General features: G+C 43.7%; 21 protein-coding genes and 2 riboswitches. Of the genes, 11 read left to right on the forward strand and 10 right to left on the reverse strand.

Translation table 11 applies throughout. The features are described from left to right. Positions 1-161: 161 nt before the first annotated feature. The gene (locus tag AB1K91_RS11800; RefSeq protein ID WP_413090033.1) at positions 162-1,424 is read left to right on the forward strand and encodes a S8 family peptidase; all 1,263 of its coding nucleotides are present in this window, start codon (positions 162-164) and stop codon (positions 1,422-1,424) included. 110 nt (positions 1,425-1,534) lie between these two features. Here the strand turns inward: AB1K91_RS11800 and AB1K91_RS11805 are convergent, their stop codons facing one another. The 4 genes from AB1K91_RS11805 to AB1K91_RS11820 form a co-directional block, all read right to left on the reverse strand. Continuing rightward, complete coding sequence (locus AB1K91_RS11805; RefSeq protein WP_413090034.1) at positions 1,535-2,341, reverse strand: hypothetical protein; 807 nt, start codon at positions 2,339-2,341, stop codon at positions 1,535-1,537. 102 nt (positions 2,342-2,443) lie between these two features. After that, on the reverse strand, positions 2,444-3,409 hold the full coding sequence (locus AB1K91_RS11810; protein ID WP_413090035.1) for a serine hydrolase domain-containing protein: 966 nt from the start codon (positions 3,407-3,409) through the stop codon (positions 2,444-2,446). Positions 3,410-3,609: 200 nt separating this feature from the next. Further along, entirely contained in the window at positions 3,610-4,818 is a 1,209-nt protein-coding gene (locus AB1K91_RS11815) for an MFS transporter (protein ID WP_413090036.1), read from the reverse strand. After that, on the reverse strand, positions 4,811-5,854 hold the full coding sequence (locus AB1K91_RS11820; RefSeq protein WP_413090037.1) for a helix-turn-helix domain-containing protein: 1,044 nt from the start codon (positions 5,852-5,854) through the stop codon (positions 4,811-4,813). Before AB1K91_RS11820 ends, AB1K91_RS11815 begins: the two co-directional genes overlap by 8 nt. Positions 5,855-5,924: 70 nt before the next feature. On the opposite strand from AB1K91_RS11820, the gene AB1K91_RS11825 reads away from it, so the two are divergent. The 4 genes from AB1K91_RS11825 to AB1K91_RS11840 all read left to right on the forward strand — a co-directional run bounded on the left by AB1K91_RS11825 (position 5,925) and on the right by AB1K91_RS11840 (position 8,516). Continuing rightward, the gene (locus AB1K91_RS11825; RefSeq protein ID WP_413090038.1) at positions 5,925-6,434 is read left to right on the forward strand and encodes an NUDIX hydrolase; all 510 of its coding nucleotides are present in this window, start codon (positions 5,925-5,927) and stop codon (positions 6,432-6,434) included. A 23-nt stretch (positions 6,435-6,457) separates the two neighbouring features. Next, positions 6,458-6,820 carry a DoxX family protein gene (locus tag AB1K91_RS11830; RefSeq protein WP_413090039.1) on the forward strand — a complete coding sequence of 121 codons (363 nt, stop codon included), beginning with the start codon at positions 6,458-6,460 and terminating at the stop codon, positions 6,818-6,820. Positions 6,821-6,887: 67 nt separating this feature from the next. After that, on the forward strand, positions 6,888-7,964 hold the full coding sequence (locus tag AB1K91_RS11835) for a tetratricopeptide repeat-containing glycosyltransferase family 2 protein (protein ID WP_413090040.1): 1,077 nt from the start codon (positions 6,888-6,890) through the stop codon (positions 7,962-7,964). A gap of 69 nt (positions 7,965-8,033) precedes the next feature. Beyond that, entirely contained in the window at positions 8,034-8,516 is a 483-nt protein-coding gene (locus AB1K91_RS11840; protein WP_413090063.1) for a DUF456 domain-containing protein, read from the forward strand. 33 nt (positions 8,517-8,549) lie between these two features. Here the strand turns inward: AB1K91_RS11840 and AB1K91_RS11845 are convergent, their stop codons facing one another. The 4 genes from AB1K91_RS11845 to AB1K91_RS11860 form a co-directional block, all read right to left on the reverse strand. Continuing rightward, positions 8,550-8,753 (reverse strand): hypothetical protein, encoded by a 204-nt coding sequence (locus AB1K91_RS11845; RefSeq protein WP_413090041.1) that lies wholly within the window; start codon positions 8,751-8,753, stop codon positions 8,550-8,552. Positions 8,754-8,872: 119 nt separating this feature from the next. Further along, positions 8,873-9,166 carry a DUF3817 domain-containing protein gene (locus AB1K91_RS11850; RefSeq protein WP_093727533.1) on the reverse strand — a complete coding sequence of 98 codons (294 nt, stop codon included), beginning with the start codon at positions 9,164-9,166 and terminating at the stop codon, positions 8,873-8,875. A 94-nt stretch (positions 9,167-9,260) separates the two neighbouring features. Continuing rightward, on the reverse strand, positions 9,261-10,043 hold the full coding sequence (locus tag AB1K91_RS11855) for a carbon-nitrogen family hydrolase (protein WP_413090042.1): 783 nt from the start codon (positions 10,041-10,043) through the stop codon (positions 9,261-9,263). Continuing rightward, positions 10,040-11,134 carry an iron-containing alcohol dehydrogenase family protein gene (locus AB1K91_RS11860; protein ID WP_413090043.1) on the reverse strand — a complete coding sequence of 365 codons (1,095 nt, stop codon included), beginning with the start codon at positions 11,132-11,134 and terminating at the stop codon, positions 10,040-10,042. The genes AB1K91_RS11855 and AB1K91_RS11860 overlap by 4 nt, the downstream gene beginning before the upstream one ends. A gap of 78 nt (positions 11,135-11,212) precedes the next feature. Beyond that, positions 11,213-11,315, reverse strand: a riboswitch (SAM riboswitch). 106 nt (positions 11,316-11,421) lie between these two features. On the opposite strand from AB1K91_RS11860, the gene AB1K91_RS11865 reads away from it, so the two are divergent. Then, on the forward strand, positions 11,422-12,600 hold the full coding sequence (locus AB1K91_RS11865; RefSeq protein WP_413090044.1) for a pyridoxal phosphate-dependent aminotransferase: 1,179 nt from the start codon (positions 11,422-11,424) through the stop codon (positions 12,598-12,600). A 40-nt stretch (positions 12,601-12,640) separates the two neighbouring features. Here AB1K91_RS11865 and AB1K91_RS11870 read toward each other — a convergent pair whose 3' ends face one another. Both AB1K91_RS11870 and AB1K91_RS11875 read right to left on the reverse strand, forming a co-directional pair. Further along, positions 12,641-13,771, reverse strand: coding sequence for an MBL fold metallo-hydrolase (locus AB1K91_RS11870; RefSeq protein ID WP_413090045.1), 1,131 nt, complete (start codon positions 13,769-13,771; stop codon positions 12,641-12,643). A 13-nt stretch (positions 13,772-13,784) separates the two neighbouring features. Then, complete coding sequence (locus tag AB1K91_RS11875; protein WP_413090046.1) at positions 13,785-14,411, reverse strand: metal-dependent hydrolase; 627 nt, start codon at positions 14,409-14,411, stop codon at positions 13,785-13,787. 457 nt (positions 14,412-14,868) lie between these two features. Here AB1K91_RS11875 and ddlA point away from each other — a divergent pair, with 457 nt between their 5' ends. The 5 genes from ddlA (at position 14,869) to queE (ending at position 19,395) form a co-directional block, all read left to right on the forward strand. Then, positions 14,869-15,975: a D-alanine--D-alanine ligase gene (gene ddlA / locus AB1K91_RS11880; protein WP_413090047.1), complete on the forward strand. Its 1,107-nt coding sequence runs from the start codon at positions 14,869-14,871 to the stop codon at positions 15,973-15,975. A 506-nt stretch (positions 15,976-16,481) separates the two neighbouring features. Further along, positions 16,482-16,844 (forward strand): hypothetical protein, encoded by a 363-nt coding sequence (locus AB1K91_RS11885; RefSeq protein ID WP_413090048.1) that lies wholly within the window; start codon positions 16,482-16,484, stop codon positions 16,842-16,844. 586 nt (positions 16,845-17,430) lie between these two features. Beyond that, positions 17,431-17,475, forward strand: a riboswitch (PreQ1 riboswitch). 105 nt (positions 17,476-17,580) lie between these two features. Further along, positions 17,581-18,240, forward strand: a complete 660-nt coding sequence (gene queC, locus AB1K91_RS11890; protein WP_413090049.1) for a 7-cyano-7-deazaguanine synthase QueC — start codon at positions 17,581-17,583, stop codon at positions 18,238-18,240. Further along, positions 18,237-18,674 (forward strand): 6-carboxytetrahydropterin synthase QueD, encoded by a 438-nt coding sequence (gene queD, locus AB1K91_RS11895; protein ID WP_413090050.1) that lies wholly within the window; start codon positions 18,237-18,239, stop codon positions 18,672-18,674. The genes queC and queD overlap by 4 nt, the downstream gene beginning before the upstream one ends. Next, on the forward strand, positions 18,664-19,395 hold the full coding sequence (gene queE / locus AB1K91_RS11900; RefSeq protein WP_413090051.1) for a 7-carboxy-7-deazaguanine synthase QueE: 732 nt from the start codon (positions 18,664-18,666) through the stop codon (positions 19,393-19,395). Before queD ends, queE begins: the two co-directional genes overlap by 11 nt. The last annotated feature ends 61 nt before the right edge of the window (positions 19,396-19,456 follow it).

A 19,456-nucleotide genomic window follows, 5' to 3' on the forward strand; every position in this document is an offset into this window, starting at 1 on the left:
GAAATTGGAATAATGTCTTTTTTTGTGTGCTGCTGTCATCTGTTTTCCCAATACATTTCATAGGAAGCCTATGCTAGATTTACTGTAATAGTTTCTGAGAGTCTAGAATGACAGGGGATGGACTCCACTTCAGTGACTATAAAATCCAGTGAGGTGATGAAATGAAAAGAAAACTGGCAAGTGTCGCTGCTGTCGCAATGATAGGATTATCTGTATTTCAGCCGCTGCAAGCTTCCGCTGCTCCGGACGAAACGGCGAAAAATGACGAAGTCCGCGTACTAGTCAAGCAGAAGGATGGTGTGTTCTCCACGCAAGCCACCGACAAGGTCAAGGAAGAGCATGGTGTCCGTAACAGCTTTGGCAATGAGGGCTTCACTACCGAAGTATCCGAAAAGGAGCTTAAGGAACTAAAGGCTGATAAAGCTTTGGAAGTAACCGAAGTAACGGTGTATACGAAGCAGGAAGTGTCTGCCAATCGAGATGTTTCGACGCAAGCGGTATCTGATCGAACACCTTGGGGGATACAGGCAATCTATAACGATTCATCCATAACGAGAACAAGCGGAGGAAATAATATCAACATTGCCGTTCTCGATACTGGTACATCTGTTAATCACCCTGACCTTGCTGCCAATGTGGAACAATGTGTCGACTTTACACAGGCTTCCAGCGGGCAAGTGAATGGTACTTGTGTCGACCGTGATGGACATGGTACGCACGTTTCCGGCTCTGCGCTTGCCAATGGTGGAAATGGCTCGGGAATCTATGGTGTAGCACCGGAAGCGGATTTATGGGCATACAAGGTACTTGGTGATGATGGACGCGGTTATTCCGATGACATTGCTAATGCTATTAGGAAAGCAGCAGACGAGGGAGCTAACCGCGGCGAGAAAGTGGTCATCAGTATGTCACTTGGCGGCGGACAAGATTCGCTCATCTCCAGTGCTGTGCGATATGCAAATAACAGTGGTGCCCTAGTCATTGCGGCCAGCGGAAATTCGGGTCCATATGAAGGCACCATCGGCTATCCTGCGGCCTTGCCGGAAGCGGTGGCAGTAGCGAACCTGGAAAATCGTCAGCAAAACGGTACATACCGTGTTGCGAATTCCTCTTCCAGAGGCTACAGCCGTACAGATGGTGATTACGTGATCCAGCAGGGCGATGTGGAAGTATCGGCTCCTGGATCAGCTATCCTATCTACGTATCCGGGAAATACGTATGCTACACTTACGGGGACATCCATGGCTACACCGCATGTCTCTGGTCTGGCAGCAAAGATTTGGTCTGAAAACACTAGTCTCAGCAGCTCCCAGGTGAGACAGACTCTGCAGTCGCGTGCTCGTGCCAATGATATTCTTGGCGGCTATGGTGCTGCGCGTGGCGATGATTATGCATCTGGTTTCGGATTCCCGCGGGTCCAATAAATATTGCGTAGGTAATGAAGGAAGAAGGCTCCTTTTGCGAGGAGCCTTCTTTTTATGGCTTCTGTGAAAATTCCCAGTGAGTATCGGGAATTGACCCAGTGCTCAGTTCATCATTTATAAAACTGCCAAGTTATAAGTAATGAGATTAGAATAACAATAGAAATGTTAGTCAATGCGTATAAATAAAACTGTATCTTAGTTGTTTTATCTTTTTTAATATTTATTAGAAAGAAAATAATAGAGATAATGCTTATGATTGTTAAAATGTAATTAGTGACAATATGCGGAAGCACTTCAGTATATGCTCTATCAATATTACTTAACATTCTTATTATCAATAGACTTACATTCAACACAAAAGCTGTACCGACAAAGTTTAACAAGTAAATCCATTTTCTTGTTTTTAGAGACTGTTTTTTTCTTTTCCGGCTCCGGATACTGCTTATGATTAAAACACATGGAGACAAGATGAAGTACACGAAGCAGTAAACGAATAAAATCGCACTAATTGTTAACCAATAAGGACTTTTATCCATAGGCAGATAATCTGAAATGGATGTATGAATTTGTTTTATGTCACCATCTTCAGTTGAAAAATAGAGAACACTTGCAGGAATAAACAAAGGATTCCCGTTTTTCATCTTATACACATTAGGATATATTTGTGTGTAATTACCGGTTGCACCTGCAAGATTCACTTCTATCTCATTTTCATTTTTTGATTTAACCGTAAGCGGCAGTAAATAATTATATAGATTTAGGAAGCCGCTTTCCATTCTTCGAGCAGAGATATACGTACCTTCTAATGATTGTGAATTTTGCAGGTGTGATGTGATTACATTATTTTTCTCTTTTTCTCCTACTAATTCTTTGGTTAACCCATAAGAAATATCGATCTCAGATGCTTGATTTGTCAAAATGATTACTGAAAAATTTTCTTCAGGTACTATGTGGAAGTTACTGGAGAAAGAAGTTGTATTTCCTCCATGCGTTAAACCTCTATATTTACCATCATACTCTCAGAAGCCATGAGCGATACCAGGCGCATGTTCATTCGCAGAATAACTTTGTGAAAGCAATGTTTTCAGGGTATCTTCATTCTCAAATAAAAGGTTCTTATTATGGAGCTGCGGCATTAGTGCATCTGAAAACTTGGCTAAATCTTGTGCTGTTCCATTTATTCCTCCGCTAGGATACATTGACATATAGTATTCTGTTGAAAGTTTGAATTTTCCTTTATCAATAAGTTCATAGCCATTTACTTTGTTTTTTGTCATCTGTTCATTACTTTCCGAAGACAGATAGGCAGTTGAATCTGAAAAACCTAATCTCTGAAATATATGTTGTTCTACATAATCTTTAAAATCCTGTCCTGTAATTAACTGAACTATATAGGCTGCTAGACTTGTTGAATAATTTGAATAAGCAACGACTTCACCTGGACGATATATCTGGTTCGGCTCAGCTATTTGTATTCCTATATCCAAAGGATTTAATTGGTCAGCATTCGCATAGCCTAAATCAAAAATCCTCTCCTCAAACCCGGCTGTATGGTTCATTAAATCTAACATTGTGATAGGATCATCGTACTTAAGGTGCTTGAGAAATTCGTTTGGTAAGTAATTCTTTATATCTTCATCCAACTTGATCTTTCCTTGTTCAACTAATTGCATCACCGAAACCCAGACAAACAATTTGCTTATTGAACCCCATTCAAATACAGAAGTACCAGAGTCTATTTTTACTTGGTTTTCGACATCTCCATATCCATACCCCTTTGAAAATACAATTTCATTATTTTTTGTTATGACGATACTTGCACCCGCAGTTGTTTTGCCAATATAGTCACTGACATAGTCATCCACGTAAGCTTCTACTTCGGATAATGGGATTCCCGATGGAGTTTCATGTTCATTAGCATAAAGTGTTTGTGGAAATAATGGGATTAAGGCAATCAGTAATAAAAGGAATAATTTCTTATACATGTAGTACCCTCTCCCATAACTTTTTTCAAATGAACCGTTAAAAGTCATTGCACTTTTAACGGTTCATTTTTTGTTAATTCAAATAATTAATGAATTGATTTTACCTATATATACCAGTGTAATCATCTGTCCAGGGAACTGTTATTTACTAAGTCTATAGATGTAGAATAAAATCCTAGGGTTATCTGCTTAGCTCGTTTTTATAGTTTATGTGGCAATCTCCATACGAGAAACCCGGAGATTGAAGCGATGCATCCGCCTAGTATGATTGTTAAACCAATACCGATCCACTCTGATAGCAGTCCGCCGCAAATGGAAGCTACTGGCAGTAAAGTAAAGGTGATAAAGCGGGATGTGGATTGGACACGGCCAAGGAGATGGCGTGGCGTATAGCGCTGCCTGATTGTTTTGATGATCGGGTTAACTGCGCCTGCGGCCGCTGTTCCGACCATATTGAAGCAGGCTGCCAACCATATGCTATCTGTTAGGCCGACCCAGATAATAGATAACCCGCCAATCACTTTGGCAGTAAAAAGTATATGTCTGTATGTAGAGAACCGATCGGCAAAGAATCCGAGAGATGTACCGAGAATGGCTCCGATTCCGCCGGAAGACAGGACGATGCCGATGAGCAGCGGATCATTTGTAAGTTGATCTACATAGATTACCAGCAAGACAATGAGAAACTGAATGCCGAAGTTGGAAATCAGTAGTATGAGATTGGTGTACCAGATTTCTTTTTGATGATAAATAAAAGTGAATCCTTCCTTCAGCTCGTGTATGTAATGGGATATGGAGAATGTTCTGGAGCTGGACGTATGCTGCTCGTATGGAAGCAGGAGGACTAGCCAAACGGCGAGTAAGGAAAGTACGCTTACTGCTATTAAGCTGTAATGGATGCTGAAGAATACAAGAACGACACCGCCTATGCTCGGTCCGATTACAATGGTAAGCTGATATAGAGCACTTTCCAGACTGTTGGCATAATGAAGCTGCCGATCAGCAACTAGATACGGAATGGCAGTGAACTGAGCGCCTTGGTAGAATTGACCGGCGAATCCGATGCATACGGATATGATACAGATAAGCAGAAGACTTATCTGTCCGGTTACAGCGATTATACTCAACAGCAGAAAACAGAGAAAGCGAGCAAAGTCAGCAATTAGCAGTACATGCTTCCAGTTCGCGCGGTCGAGAAAAGGACCGATTAGAGGCTGCAGCAGCATCGTGGTCCGCTCAGCCGCTATGGCGATAGTAACTGCGATAGTGGAAGAGGTTACTTCCAGGACAAGCAGCGGAAGCAGGATGCTGTATACTTGCCCGGCCATTGATGCCATTGTGGTGCTCATCATCAGGCGTGAAAGCGGATGGGTTAGCGTAATTTTCTCCATGCCCATATGATCACTCATCCAAAAAGGCCCGCAGTTCGGGATCTAAGGAAGCGATGCTATCTTTATTTGCATAGTAGGCCTGTTTATTTGAATCGATGAGACCGGCGGATTTGAGCATCTTTAAATGGTGGTGCAGTGTTGATTTCGCGACGGGAAGCTGCTCTGCTAATTGCTGGAGCGTTTGTTCACCTTCTGTTAATCGTTTCAGCAAGTTAAGTCTGGTTGCATCGCCCAATGCCTTATACTTTCTTACTAGCATCGTATCCGGATTATATCTGTTTTCAGGATCGATGCTGCCTGCATGGATCGGGTAATAGAAAACCTTTGTGCCAGGCAGGTCTGCACTGATGGTCCATGGTCTATAGTGAAAATGCGGAATTAATAAAATCGTATCTATAGCATCATCCGGTTTGAAGTTTGTATTGTTTGTCACCCAGCGAATGAATGTCAGTTTATCCATTGCTGCCAGCTTATGTTTTTTATCAGAGACGTCCCGTTCCAGGATATCCTGCAAGTGTTTCTCCTTCGGTCTGATAACCTCTATGAACCATTTCGACATAACCGAAATCAAGTGGTTTTTCAAAGAGGTACTATCTGCTTTGGCAATAACAGCGATATAGTCCGGAAAGAAAGGGTTATCTGCAGTTACCTCTTGTAGAGTTGCTAAAGAGCTTTCATTTCCTTGAGCTGCTTGAATCCGATGGTTTTCAAAAGTGCTTCCGATGTAAGGGAGACAGCTTTCTCGAAATGTCTTTTCCGGCATGTTTGAAATTTCATTTTCCCATTCCTTTAAGGTCCGGGCATTTGAGTGATGGAGTAACTGAAGCAGTGCTTTCCAGGTATTGTACTGATGGATCTTATCCAATTCTTGCTGAAGATCTGTCGAAAAGTCATTATCGGGATCATCCCACATCTTTTCCACATGCTCGAGCGTCCCGGCTAAGGGTGCATTCGTTACTGCGGCAATTCCTAATGCGGCTTCCCATAATAACGATGTTTCAAACCGAATGGTATAATCGTGTTTTGCTTTAAAACCTGTCTGAATTATTTGCATATCTATCACCTCTTTTAATATTCTATATTATTAGAATATTGAATTCAATAAAAATCGAATGGAGGAAAAAATGATAAGTTATCATCGTGCATTCGGTGTCTATGCCGTCATACATAAAGAAGGCAAATTACTAGTCATCCATAAAGGAGCTGGTCCATATATCAATCGCTACGATTTGCCTGGTGGAAGTCTGGAAAGCGGAGAGGGTTTGCTGGAAGCTGTCATCCGTGAAGTAAAGGAAGAAACCGGCTTGACTGCAGCAGTGAAGAAGCAGATAGGTGTTGTCGATTTTAAGCTACCGTGGCAATGGAAGGAATTTACCTGTGTACATCATACAGCGGTTTTATATACGGCAGAGGCAACTGGGGAATTGAGGGTACCAGAGCAATTTGCAGGGCAGGATGCGATAGATGCAGAATGGGTTTCTTTTGATAGATTGTCGATTATGAACAGTTCACCGTTGGTCATGCAGGCGATCCAATGGTTATTGTCATCTGCAATACCGTTAGAAACAGTGGTTTATCCAGAGTGGGAAGTTCGCGAGATGAGATTCCAGGAAGGAAATCAGGGTAATAGATAAGGAAAAAAGAGGGGACGGCAGAGGTGAAAAAAGTTGGCTTGTGCGTATTCAGTCTGATGTTTATTGTAGCAGGTATTTTGCACTTCGTATTAGATGATGGCTTTACAGCTATGCTGCCAACGTATGTACCGCTGCGCTATACATTAATTTATCTGACTGGCATAGCGGAGATTCTCCTGGCTATTGGATTACTTGTACCTGCTACCAGAAAATTAACCGCTATCTTCGCTGTCATTTACCTGATTGCAATCTTTCCGGCAAACATTTACAGTGCCGTATATGATATACCAGTGCCCGGATTTGAAGAGACCAACCAAGCACTTCTTTATATACGGCTCCTTGCACAGCCAGCACTTATCTGGTGGGTTTGGAAGGTTACAAGATAAAACGCATCTGGCAATTCCTTGAAAGGATTTGCATATATTGAGAATATCATGTATGCCGAGGTGACCTATGCATTCCATCAGTTTGTGTATGATTGTTAAGAATGAAGAAGAAGTGCTGGCTGGCTGCTTGGATAGCGTCCGGAATCTGGTGGATGAAATCATTATCGTGGATACAGGCTCCACTGATCGGACAAAGGAAATTGCAGCACAGTACACTTCGCGTATCTTTGATTTCAAATGGATAGATGATTTTTCCGCTGCAAGGAATTACAGCTTCAGTAAGGCGACAGGAGAGTATATCATGTGGCTGGATGCAGATGATATACTGCTGGCGAAGGATCAGGAGGCTTTCTGTACCTTATGGAGTAATTTGACCGATGAAGTGGACGTCGTATCGATGTATTATCATACAAAATTGGATAGTGAGGGGCGGCCGCTGTACTTGTATAGAAGAAATCGAGTCGTGAAGCGGAGCAAGAATTTCCGCTGGCACGGTGCCGTGCATGAATACTTGGAATTCGGCGGCAATATCGTGGCGTCGGAAATAGCTGTCACCCATCGTAAAAATAAAAAAACGAATACGATATCAGATCGAAACCTGCGAATCTATGAGTCTTACATTGCTTCTGGCAGAAAGCTGACACCACGCGATATGTTTTACTATGCAAATGAGTTGAAAGATCACGGAAAGTTCAACCTTGCCAAGAATTACTATACCGATTTCCTTCAATCAGAAGCGGGTTGGGTGGAGGATAATATCCGTGCGTGCCAGTACTTGGCGGATTGCTGCAAAGCAGAAGGAGATATGGAAGGGTATCGGATGCACTTATTCCGATCGTTTCGATATGATCGTCCGCGGCCTGAATTTTGCTGTCTGATCGGGGACTTGCTGACGGAGGATCGGAATTATGAGGCGGCTGCATATTGGTATCGGCAGGCATTGGATTTTGAAGGGAAGGAACTTCCGGGTTTCAGTGTACCTGCTTATACGACGTGGTATCCATATTTGCAGCTGACACTTTGTTATTCACGGATCGGCCAGCTGGAAGAGGCAAAATCGGCTCATGACAAAGCTGTCTTTTATCATCCGGATCACCCGAGTATCCTCCACAATACAGCTTTTTTTGAGAAGTTTGAGCTTTGATTTCCTTTTGCTGTTTCCTATGTCATAATACGTACTATCAAGGTAAGATATGGAGGATTGATTGTGGCACTGGACATAATTGCTTGGATTATCATTGCGGTGGCATTCATCGCTAGTTTTGCGGGAATCATCTATCCCGTCATCCCATCTCCGCTTATGCTCTGGATTGGATTTTTAGTATTTCAGTTCATGCTTAGTGATGGAGACTTATCAGTAATCTTCTGGATTGCGATGGTCATCTTGACGGTGATTTTGATCATCTCGGATATTATCGCGAATAGTTACTTTGTTAAGAAATTCGGCGGCAGTAAATGGGGGGAGCGTATTGCGGCGATCGGCGTAATCGTAGGTTCCTTCATCATCCCGCCTTTTGGCATCATCGTCGTGCCGTTTGTTGCTGTGCTTGTGACGGAGTTAGTCCAAAAAAGGACACCGAGGGAAGCTATTTATTCTTCCATTGGCTCATTGCTTGGCTTCCTTGGAGGCTCGATAGCTAAAATCGTCATCCAATTGATCATGATTGTATGGTTCTTGATAGCAGCATTCGTATAACGTGAAATAAGAAAGAGTGATCTCAAGGTGAGGTCACTCTTTTTGCTTGTGTCTATCATGCGAATTACGATAATGTTCATTTGATGCGTATAAGTCATCATGATTTCCGATTCCTGTAATATCGCCGTCTTCCAGGACAATTATCTGATCAGAGACTTTTAATGTGGACAAGCGGTGTGCAATCATGAATACACCGATATCATCCTGATTCAGCTGTTGTATCGTATCAATCAACAAATGTTCGGATTCACTATCCAAATATGAAGAAAATACTATCAAATGAGGATAACATTGTATATATGGTGAAATAAAAAACACCCTGCGGAAACAGGGTGTGCGTAACGCTATGTCATTGCTTATGCATATTGTGTTTTCTGCAATCTCATATCAAAGATGTAATAGCCGAATGGAATGACGGATGCGAGCAAGGCGAAGATTGCCCATTTCAATCCCCAGCCGACTTTCAGTGTTGTGTATCCTGCCCAAATCACATACAGGACGAAAAGCCCGCCGTGGATGGCACCTATATAGGTGACGAAGATCGGCATATCCATCATATATTTTAGCGGCATTGCTATGAATAATAGCAAAAGCAAGGAAGTCCCTTCGAGAAATCCGATGATTCGGAACCATTTCAGTGTCGCTTGCATGAAAGCCCTCCCAGAAACTATTTGTTAATAGTATAAGCAAGCTAGCTTATCTTTACCACTGCCCGGGAGAACTTGTCATAACATTGTCAAAATATCACTGCACGTCATAGATGGACGGGCGCCTGTCCTGGAATACGGGAATGCGACTTCGTACGTCAGCCACTTGGTCGAGATCTGCTTCGCCATAAAGGATGGTCGCTTCCTCTTTGGCTTCAGCGATGATTTCACCCCACGGCCCGATGATCAGGCTGTGCCCGGCAAAGTCATTTGCTGGATCACTTCCGGAGCGATTACAAGCAACTACAAAACATTGGTTTTCGATTGCCCGGCTGAGCAGGAGTGCGCGCCAGTGATCGAGCCGCTGCTTTGGCCATTCGGCGACGACGAATAATACTTGCTGATCACCTATCATATGCGTGCGGATGAATTCCGGAAAACGGATGTCGTAGCAGATGACACCGGCTGCTCGTTTATTTCCAATGGAAAAGGAGGCGGATCTGTCACCTTGGGAGAGGAACTTCTCTTCATCCATTAGCCGGAACAAATGAGCCTTATCGTATTCATGGAGCAGTTCACCTGCTGGCCCGAAGACAAGCATCGTGTTGTAGACGCCTGTTTCAGTACTTTTCGCGATGGAACCAGCGACAATATATATTTGATGCGCTTTAGCCAGCCTGCTGATGAAGCGTTTCGTCGTTTCTCCGTCAGCATCACTGATGGAATCAAGCCTTGTCAGATCATAACCGGTTGTCCAAAGCTCCGGCAGCACAATGACATCGGCTTTTTCCTGCGCCTCATGTATCAATGCTTCCATTCTTCTATAATTGGATTGGGGGTCACCAAAAACAATATCATGCTGGATCAATGCAAGTTTCATTGTGTCACTCCCTGATTTGCTGCAACGAAGGTCTCCACACTTTGCATGGCATCTACTACTTGTTCCAAAGAAGAAACATGCATGAAATGAATGGATTCTCCTGGTGCAACTGCACCGTCTGCAGCAATTTTCATCGCCTTATCCACATTCTCTTTTACGCCGAGCTCTTTCAGTATAGTTGGCAATCCGAGCTTCCGATAAATTGGAAGCAAAGTCCGGATCTCCTCAAATTTATCCTCCAGTGCCAGCTGTACTAGAATACCGTAAGCTACCTTATTCCCATGCAGCTGCTCATGTGTTTCGGCAAGTCTTGTCAGTCCATTGTGTATGGAATGAGCACCAGCTATGCGGCCATATTCATCTCCGAATCCGCCGACCATGCCGCCTGCCATGATGATTGTTTCTGCAACACGCAGAAATGCACTATCCGCTTGCTTATTCTGCAAGGAACAAATTGCTGCATCTCCTTCGGCAATGAGGATATCCCGGCATAGCTTAGCGGCATTGCGGGCTATTTGAACAGCAAGCGGCTGATCAGTCATGTTTTCGGTAAGGGCATCCGCTTCATACCATTTAGCCAATGTGTCCCCAATTCCCGCAATCAGATACGGTGTAGGTGTCGTGAGCAGCAATTTCGGTTCAACTAGCAGCATGAAGGTGCTGCGCGGGAAGACCGTGTATTCGACGAAATTTCCCTCTTCATCATAGAACACACTTAGTGAGGCCCATGGGGAACAGTTGGATACGATTGTCGGAATCAGGATGACCGGAAGTCCTGCATCATTGGCAGCAGCTTTGGCAGTATCCAACACTTTTCCGCCGCCCACACCGATTATGAATTGAGCAGCTTCGCCGGCTGCGATACCTGCTAATCGAGCTGCTTCTGCATGTGTGCATTGGCCGTTGTAAGCAATCCGTTTCACTGGTAAATCGATCGGATCCAAGAATGGGGAAGCTGCTTTCCATGATGCATCCCCGTGAATAAGCAAACCATTGGTCCAGTTCAATTCGGATAGCCGTGCTGGTAGGCTTTCCAATATATTATCCTCGCAGACGTAATAGTTCGGGGCGCCTTTTATGTTGATGGTCATGTTGTCACCTCATTGAATTTTTACATAAAAAAACTCTTCCAGACGAATATGGAAGAGGGAAAGGCGTGTGTCTTCATCCCCTTATCCCTCAGCGTCTCGCTGTTGGAATTAGCACCGTGTGCAAATGCACCGGTTGCCGGGCTTCATAGGGCCAATTCCCTCCGCCTTCTCTTGATAAGAGTGTGTGATTCATGTATGATTTGTTCATTATCGCATTCTATTTCCAACACTGTCAAGATTGGTAATAGTCAGAATAGGAAGCGCGACACAACAGGAGAGTGAGTAAGATGGATTTTCCGTTTTCGGATGCATTGAAACGATTGCCGGAGCAGTTTTTTGCCGGCTTAGTACATAAAGTAAGCCTGCTGGAAAAAGAGGGCCACGATATCATCAAGCTTGGACAGGGGAATCCTGATTTGCCGACGCCGCAGCATATCGTAGATAAATTAAAAGAAGCCTCTGATAATCCGGCTTATCATAAATATTCACCATTCAGAGGCTTTGATTTTCTTAAGCAGGCAGTCTGTGAATTTTATGACCGGGAATACGGTGTGAAGTTAGATCCTGCAACAGAAGTAGCCATCATGTTCGGCTCTAAAACAGGTTTGGTGGAGATCAGTCAATGTTTGTTGAATCCAGGTGACTTGGCACTGCTCCCGGATCCGGGGTATCCGGATTATATGTCCGGTATTGAACTTGCCCAAGCACGGACATCGCTCATGCCATTAACTGTTGAAAATGAATTCCTGCCTGACTATGGTGCTATTCCAGCTGGTGATCTGGAAGAAGCAAAGCTGATGTTCCTCAACTATCCGAACAATCCGACTGCAGCAACAGCGGATCAGAAGTTCTTTGATAGAACAGTGGAGCTGGCGAAGGAACATAAAATCTGTGTGCTGCATGATTTTGCTTATGGTGCACTTGGCTTCGACAGGGAAAAACCGCAGAGCTTCCTGCAATCCGAAGGCAGCAAGGAAGTCGGCATTGAAATGTACACCTTATCCAAAACGTATAATATGGCCGGCTGGCGCATCGCGTTTGCAGTCGGTAATGCATCTGTGATTGAAAGCATCAATTTAATCCAGGATCATGTTTACGTAAGCTTATTCGGCGGCATGCAAGAAGCAGCTGCTTACGCGTTGACTACAGACCAGACATGCGTGGAAGAGCTCGTCCATACGTACGAAAGCAGAAGAGATGCTTTCATTGGCCATTTGCGTGCAATCGGCTGGGATGTACCCGAACCAAAAGGAACCTTCTTCGTTTGGCTGCCAGTTCCGCATGGTTACACATCCGAGGAATTCGCTGATCTGCTACTCGAAAAGGCACATGTTGCGGTCGCGCCGGGCAATGGATTTGGGGAATATGGAGAAGGATACGTCCGAGCGGGTCTATTGGATACAGAAGAAAGATTGCTGGAAGCTGCAAAGCGAATCGAAAAACTCGGTATCTTTTCAAAAGCATAAGAAAGAGCCAGTCACGGAAAGGGACTGGCTCTTTTGTCTGTCAGCTGGTCACTGCGCAGCGATTGGGGCCGGATTCGATATCGGCTTCGTCTGCGCCGTCTATCGTCGCTTTTCCTTGGTTGGCTTCTCGAATCAGCTGATAACTATTCGGCTGCTGTTCAGGAATGCTTTCCAAAACGGAGGAGGCAAATTCGCCTGCATCCTGCAGCTGTAGTCTTGGATTTTTTCTGTACAGGTCTTCCATGCGTGCTTGGACGGTGCCGTCACTTCCGATTTCTGTAAGCTCGGAGAAATGGGAAGGCAGGACAATCAAGTCCAGGGATAATAATGGATATTTTTCATATAAAGTGTTATGCAGATCTTGTACCCATTGTTCTGCTTGACCCGCCAAATCTGGGCGCCCGATCGACTCGGTAAAGAGCGTATCCCCGGATAGTAAGTACGTGTCGTCAACGACAAAACTGATGCTTCCTTCTGTATGACCTGGTGAGGCAACACAGCGCATGCCCTCTTCAGGCTTGCCGAACGGTATGTCGATCCCGTCTTGTAACGGGGAAAAGCTGAATTTTGCTTCTTTCCCATCATCAGCAGGGAACCAGTAAGTTGCCCCGGTTTCCTCTGCGATCTTCTGCCCGCCGGATAAATGATCGGCGTGGAGATGGGTATCAAGTACTTGTTTGATTTCCCAGCCATTCTCTTTTGCAAAAGAAACATAAACTTCCGTGAATCTGGCTGGATCCACTACGGCTGCTTCGTCACCTGAGACGATCATATAGGAAAGACAGCCTTTCCCGATGCGCATAAACTGGTAAATTGCCCCCCCATAAGTGAGATCGCCAATCTTGCGTGGACTGATCGTTTCTCCCCATGCATGCATACCGCCGACTACATGTACACTATTGACCATTCCAGCCGACTCTAAAAGCGAGACGGCGGTCTGAGCTGATTTGCCCCGATAGCACATCACATAAACAGGCTCATCTTTTGGCAGCTGGTTGCAGACATCATTTGGATCAGCTTTGATGGCAGCAAACGGAATATCATATCGCTTAACACTGTCGGCAACAATCGCCCAGTCTTGCACATCCGCTTCCTGCCGGATATCAAGCAGATGAACGGTTTCTTTCTTTTTGATTTTCTCTGCCAGTTCTGCTGTGTGCAATGGATTCATGCAATCGTCTCCTTTAGAAATCTTTTTTAATTATAGGAAGGAGCAATTTGACTCCTTTCTTATTAACAGGGAATATCTTGCTATCGGCAAGCAAGTGGCTTGCATAGCCGGCTGTGCCCGCGAGCTGGGTACCGAATAGGGCTGTCCCCTGTTCGAAGAATGTCATCAATATGTAGAAATAGACTAACCCGATCAAGGAATGTGTGTAGCTCCGGTGGCTGAGGAAAGATGCAATCCCGATATAACATCCACTCATGACAACCCAAGTATGCCCTGTGTACAAGCCGGTCAGCAGTACAGCGATGCCTGTAATCAGCAGCATGAACTTCTTATTGATTACGCGGGAGAGAACCATAATTCCTGCTCCGATCGCTAAACCGATATAACGATCTTGGCCAAATAAATTCCACATACTATATAGAATGAGCAATAATCCGATAAAAATTGTAATATTGCGGATGGCTTTGTGTGAAAAAGTGATGCGGTTGGAGAGGATACCGCCTGTATCCAAATCTGGTACAAGGGCTGCAACCGCTGCTGTGCAGGTCATTGTGACGGTAACAGCGCCTTCAGCATCCAAGGCGGTTGCGCTGGCGAAACCAGCGCCTGCCCCGATTAATAAATGTGTGATTCCTTTCATTCTAGCTGTGCCTCCAAAAGTTAGTCCTTAAAAGCATACTAGAATCTTTATGTCATGGCTATCCGTATTGTATCTGATGTGCTTTTTTACGGGAAAGGTATCTTCATCTTTATATGATTTTGCCGCCCGACAAAATCATCGTCCTCGTAAATCTTTGAAATCTTCTGGCAGGATTCGTTTGCGATTTTATGTCTTGAAGCACCAAAGAGGAGGGATAAGGCTCCACCACCAGCACGTCTTTGCTCACCGCGGCCGACACGATATTTCAAAAATCGGTCGAGGCATCAAAATGATCGTAATAAGTCCATTCCCATCCCCTGTCTCTGTTGTTAATGTATATAGTTACCGAATGAGCTGCATGTAAAACGCGATTTTTTCTTATGGACATAGGAGGCAGCCGCACACGTTTGTGATAAAATGAAAGCAATGGTCTCACGTCAGAAAGGAATGGTTACAGGTGGGTAAAACAAAAGTAGGAATCGTCTTCGGCGGAAAATCCGCGGAGCATGAAGTATCCTTACAATCAGCAAAAAACATTGCCGATGCAATTGATAAAAATAAATATGATGTTGTCTTGATCGGAATCGATAAAAATGGAAAATGGCAGCTGAATGACAAAGCGGATTATCTGCTGAACGCACATGATCCGAAGCATATCGAATTGAAACCTTCCGAGCAAGGAATTGCAGTAGTTCCTGGCATGAAGGAGAAGCAGCTTGTCAGCCCGAGTCAAGGCGCGGTCCTCGATCAAGTGGATGTCATCTTCAGCATCCTCCACGGTACATTAGGAGAGGATGGCAGCATGCAAGGCATGCTGCGCATCGCTAATCTTCCATATGTCGGTCCGAATGTACTCAGCTCTGCCGTCTGTATGGATAAGGATATCGCCAAGCGTCTATTGAAGGAAGCGGGGATCCGAGTCGCGAATGGCTTTACATTCAAAAAGCGTCAGCTTGGATCCATAAAATATGAAGAGGTGGCGGAAGTGCTGGGCAGCACGGTATTCATTAAACCTGCCAATCAAGGCTCCTCTGTCGGCGTAAGCAAAGCAAAAACAGAAGAAGAGTTCTACAAAGGATTGGAAGAAGCATTCCGTTATGACACGAAAGTGCTTGTCGAGGAAGCAATCGTCGGCCGCGAGATTGAAGTGGCGGTACTTGGCAATGAAGAACCGATGGCATCCTTGCCGGGAGAGATTCTGCCGAAAACGGAGTTTTACTCTTATGAATCCAAGTATATCGACGAATCCGGTGCAGAGCTTGCTATTCCGGCCCAACTTTCCGAGTCTGTTACAGAACAAGCAAGGAAGCTGGCAGTCGAAGTATTCCAGACACTTGATGTCGAGGGGCTTGCGCGTGTTGACTTCTTCTTGACGGAACAAGGCGAATTCGTTGTCAATGAAGTAAACACCCTTCCAGGCTTCACGAAAATCAGCATGTATCCGAAGCTTTGGGACATCACTGGCATCTCCTATCCAGAGCTGATCGACCGTCTGATTCAGCTTGCCATTGAACGCCACAAACGGGATAACGAATTGAGCAATGCTGCTTTTGAGCAATTCTGATTGATTGCTTGGATGCACGTACTTTAACTAAAAAATCCGAACTGAGAAGAGATTCTCCAAGTTCGGATTTTTTTATTTATATGAATATGCCCTATTTGCGGCGCAGAGCTTGTACAACAGGATGCATGTAGAGTTCCAGACGAAACTCTACATACTGTTTGGCATGGAGGCTGTGCAAATTCGGTCTGGCACCTGAAAATCATGTGATTTCAAGATAGTTGGATACTGCAGGGCTTACAATGTAGGTGATTATCGCTGGTTACGAGCCATTCGGGAAAAAATCACGTTAGGTTTGTAATGTTTTCGAATACAGAGAATTTCTATAAATTCAGCGCAATTTATTTGAAATCGTAAATTTGTAAGATTATATACCTTTTACAAAAAAATGGTTTAAAAGGTTCTCATTTATCTTGATTATAAGTATAGTGTAGAATTTGTAAAAAAAAGCTTATTCAGGGGGGGCTTAAAGAATACTATAAGGTTCTAAAAAATGGAGGGTAAAAATATTGAGTGAAAATTACGAGTATGAATCATCCAAGCTAAAAAAGTATAGAAAGATCATTTTTTTAATGGCTTTTTTCGGACAGCTCATTACACTTTATTTTTTTACTGTTATTGGACGATTTGATAGTACTGAATCTGATATTATCCTTAAGAATTACGTTAGTCTTTCTGGGTTGGCTTCCACTATTTGTATGTGTATTTTGGTCATTTATGGAGCGATTATTATCAATAGGTTCTTGGTCAAAAATTATATTGGTGAAGATAAAATGAGAACGTATTTATACCCTAATGGAAGGTTGAAATTATTTTATGATAAAGTGATGTCTTTCTGTGGTATGTTCTTTGGTGTCCAACTGTTGGGATGACTGTAGCAAACATTCTATATCTACTGTTGGAGACAGTAGCTCCAATACTTGATACATCCAATACGGCTCTATATTCTATTGGTCATTTCTTCATTACTTCTATAGCCACAGTAATATTAACTGTTTCTTTAATATTTTTTTCGAGCATGGCGGGTATATATTTGAACTCAACAGTGGCTACTATTGTAACAGGAATTATTTTAATAGCTGTATTCGGTAATATAGTAGCGATGGCTTTTGCTAGTCAGTTACTAGTTACACTAAGTTCTGCTATTTTTATCCTCGTTATAACTTTAATCTGTATTAAAATTACTGGTTCGAAGATTGAAAAGGATGAAGTGTTTTCGAAATGAGGATATTTTACTGCTGTGGTTAGAGTTTTGTAGTGATTTCTAAAATAGGAGGCGTCCAGCTTTATTTAACACTAATGAATTTGTCTTGAAGAAAAATTCCGCTTAGTCAGCATTCCTGAAACAATCACATACATTTCCATAACCTTGGTATGTGGTTACATGTCTTTCCATATGCAAAAGCGCCTTGCTATGATACAATGGACTGCAGAAAAGAATAAAAAATCCAGGCCATCCTGGGAGAGGTTCTAGCACAACCCTCTATAAAAAACTAAGGAACTATATCCTTGGGTATAGTCTTTTTTATTTTTTTATGGATAATTGGCAGCCTCTTTCCTTTGGGAAGAGGCTTTTTTATTGGATTGTCTGGAAAAAGGAGAAACGTAATGAAAAAGGGTAAAGCCATCGTCGTCTTCAGCGGCGGACAAGATAGTACAACTTGCTTGTTTTGGGCAATGGAGCAATTCGAGGAAGTGGAAGCTGTCACTTTCAATTATAACCAGCGTCATAGTCTGGAAATCGAAGTGGCTGAACAAATCGCCAAAGAGCAAGGAATCAGACATCATGTATTGGATATGTCATTATTGAATCAGCTTGCACCAAACGCGCTGACAAGGGATGATATCGAAATCGAAGAGCAAGAAGGGGAACTGCCGTCCACGTTTGTACCTGGACGTAATCTAGTATTTCTATCCTTCGCAGCTATCCTGGCGCATCAAGTAGGCGCAAAGCATCTTGTAACAGGTGTTTGTGAAACAGACTTTAGCGGCTACCCAGACTGCCGTGATATCTTTGTGAAATCCTTGAATGTATCTCTCAATCTATCAATGGATAAAGATTTCGTCATCCATACGCCATTGATGTGGCTGGATAAAGCAGAAACATGGGAATTGGCAGATCAGTTAGGTCAGCTCTCTTATGTGAAGGAAAAAACACTTACCTGCTACAACGGCATCATTGCCGAAGGCTGCGGAGAATGCCCAGCTTGTAAGCTGCGTCAAAACGGGCTTGACCAATACGAAGCGAAAAAGGCGGCCAAGGCATGATCCAGCAAATTTATCCGCAAGTGCAGCATGACTATAGCTACGAATTGAATAAGGATCTGCATTTTGCTGCGGCACACAGCATCCAGCATCCGGATGCAGGTAAATGCCAGCAAGTGCATGGCCATACGTATTTTGCCAATGTTACGATTGCCGGAGATGAATTGGATGACAGCGGATTTTTATTCAACTTCTCGACGATCAAAGCACTGATCCACAAAAAATTCGATCACACGCTTTTAAATGACCACACTGATGTCCTTGGGGAAGAAGATTTCCCAACGACGGAAGTGATGGCCCGAAAAATCTATGAATTGATTCAACAAGAACTGGATCAGCTGCCTCACCAGCCACAATGCCTGCAAGTTTTCTTGCGTGAGACACCGACCAGCTACTGTGTATATCGACCAAAGCGAGGAACAGAAAATGGCAAGTAAATTTCCGGTTTTAGAAGTATTTGGTCCTACCGTGCAAGGAGAAGGAATGGTTGTCGGACAGAAGACGATGTTCGTCCGTACAGCAGGCTGCGATTATAGCTGCAGCTGGTGTGATTCTGCTTTTACATGGGATGGATCAGCGAAAGATGATATCCGACTGCTGACTGCCGAAGAGATATGGAATCAATTGAAGGAAGTGGGCGGAGATCGCTTCCGTCACGTGACTATCTCTGGTGGGAACCCTGCGCTACTTAAGAATCTAGGAGAGTTCACACAGCTTCTGAAGCAAAAAGAAGTGAAAGTAGCTTTGGAGACTCAGGGAAGCCGGTATCAGCCGTGGTTTCTGGAAATCGACGATCTTACTATTTCTCCTAAACCCCCAAGCTCAATGATGAAGACCGATTTTCATCGCCTTGATGAGATAATTAACAATCTGAGAGAAGCAGGGCGTCTTATGCATGTGAGTCTGAAGGTTGTCATTTTCGATGAAGAAGACTTGCGGTATGCAACGAATGTTCATAAACGTTATCCAGACGTGAGTTTTTATGTACAAGTCGGTAATCATGATACAGCTACGTTGGATGATGCCGCATTGAAAGATGCATTGCTGTCCAAATATGAATGGCTGATCGATCAAGTGTCAGCTTCCAATGAACTGAATCATGTGCGTGTCCTGCCACAGCTTCATACACTTGTATGGGGAAATAAACGTGGTGTATAAATCGAGGCTGGGACAAAAGTATTTCAGCTAATTGAAAACCCGAACTATGACGGAATCTTGA

This window comes from Terribacillus jepli (genome assembly GCF_047228925.1).
Classification (GTDB): Bacteria; Bacillota; Bacilli; order Bacillales; family Amphibacillaceae; genus Terribacillus.

Coding starts and splice junctions, on each gene's coding strand:
- AB1K91_RS11855 (WP_413090042.1), bottom strand. CDS start 10,043: ATGAAACTTGCATTGATCCAGCATGATATTGTTTTTGGTGACCCCCAA.
- AB1K91_RS11810 (WP_413090035.1), bottom strand. CDS start 3,409: ATGTATAAGAAATTATTCCTTTTATTACTGATTGCCTTAATCCCATTA.
- AB1K91_RS11800 (WP_413090033.1), top strand. CDS start 162: ATGAAAAGAAAACTGGCAAGTGTCGCTGCTGTCGCAATGATAGGATTA.
- AB1K91_RS11870 (WP_413090045.1), bottom strand. CDS start 13,771: ATGAATCCATTGCACACAGCAGAACTGGCAGAGAAAATCAAAAAGAAA.
- AB1K91_RS11850 (WP_093727533.1), bottom strand. CDS start 9,166: ATGCAAGCGACACTGAAATGGTTCCGAATCATCGGATTTCTCGAAGGG.
- queD (WP_413090050.1), top strand. CDS start 18,237: ATGATCCAGCAAATTTATCCGCAAGTGCAGCATGACTATAGCTACGAA.
- AB1K91_RS11825 (WP_413090038.1), top strand. CDS start 5,925: ATGATAAGTTATCATCGTGCATTCGGTGTCTATGCCGTCATACATAAA.
- AB1K91_RS11865 (WP_413090044.1), top strand. CDS start 11,422: ATGGATTTTCCGTTTTCGGATGCATTGAAACGATTGCCGGAGCAGTTT.
- AB1K91_RS11875 (WP_413090046.1), bottom strand. CDS start 14,411: ATGAAAGGAATCACACATTTATTAATCGGGGCAGGCGCTGGTTTCGCC.
- queC (WP_413090049.1), top strand. CDS start 17,581: ATGAAAAAGGGTAAAGCCATCGTCGTCTTCAGCGGCGGACAAGATAGT.
- queE (WP_413090051.1), top strand. CDS start 18,664: ATGGCAAGTAAATTTCCGGTTTTAGAAGTATTTGGTCCTACCGTGCAA.
- AB1K91_RS11815 (WP_413090036.1), bottom strand. CDS start 4,818: ATGAGTGATCATATGGGCATGGAGAAAATTACGCTAACCCATCCGCTT.
- AB1K91_RS11820 (WP_413090037.1), bottom strand. CDS start 5,854: ATGCAAATAATTCAGACAGGTTTTAAAGCAAAACACGATTATACCATT.
- AB1K91_RS11835 (WP_413090040.1), top strand. CDS start 6,888: ATGCATTCCATCAGTTTGTGTATGATTGTTAAGAATGAAGAAGAAGTG.
- AB1K91_RS11860 (WP_413090043.1), bottom strand. CDS start 11,134: ATGACCATCAACATAAAAGGCGCCCCGAACTATTACGTCTGCGAGGAT.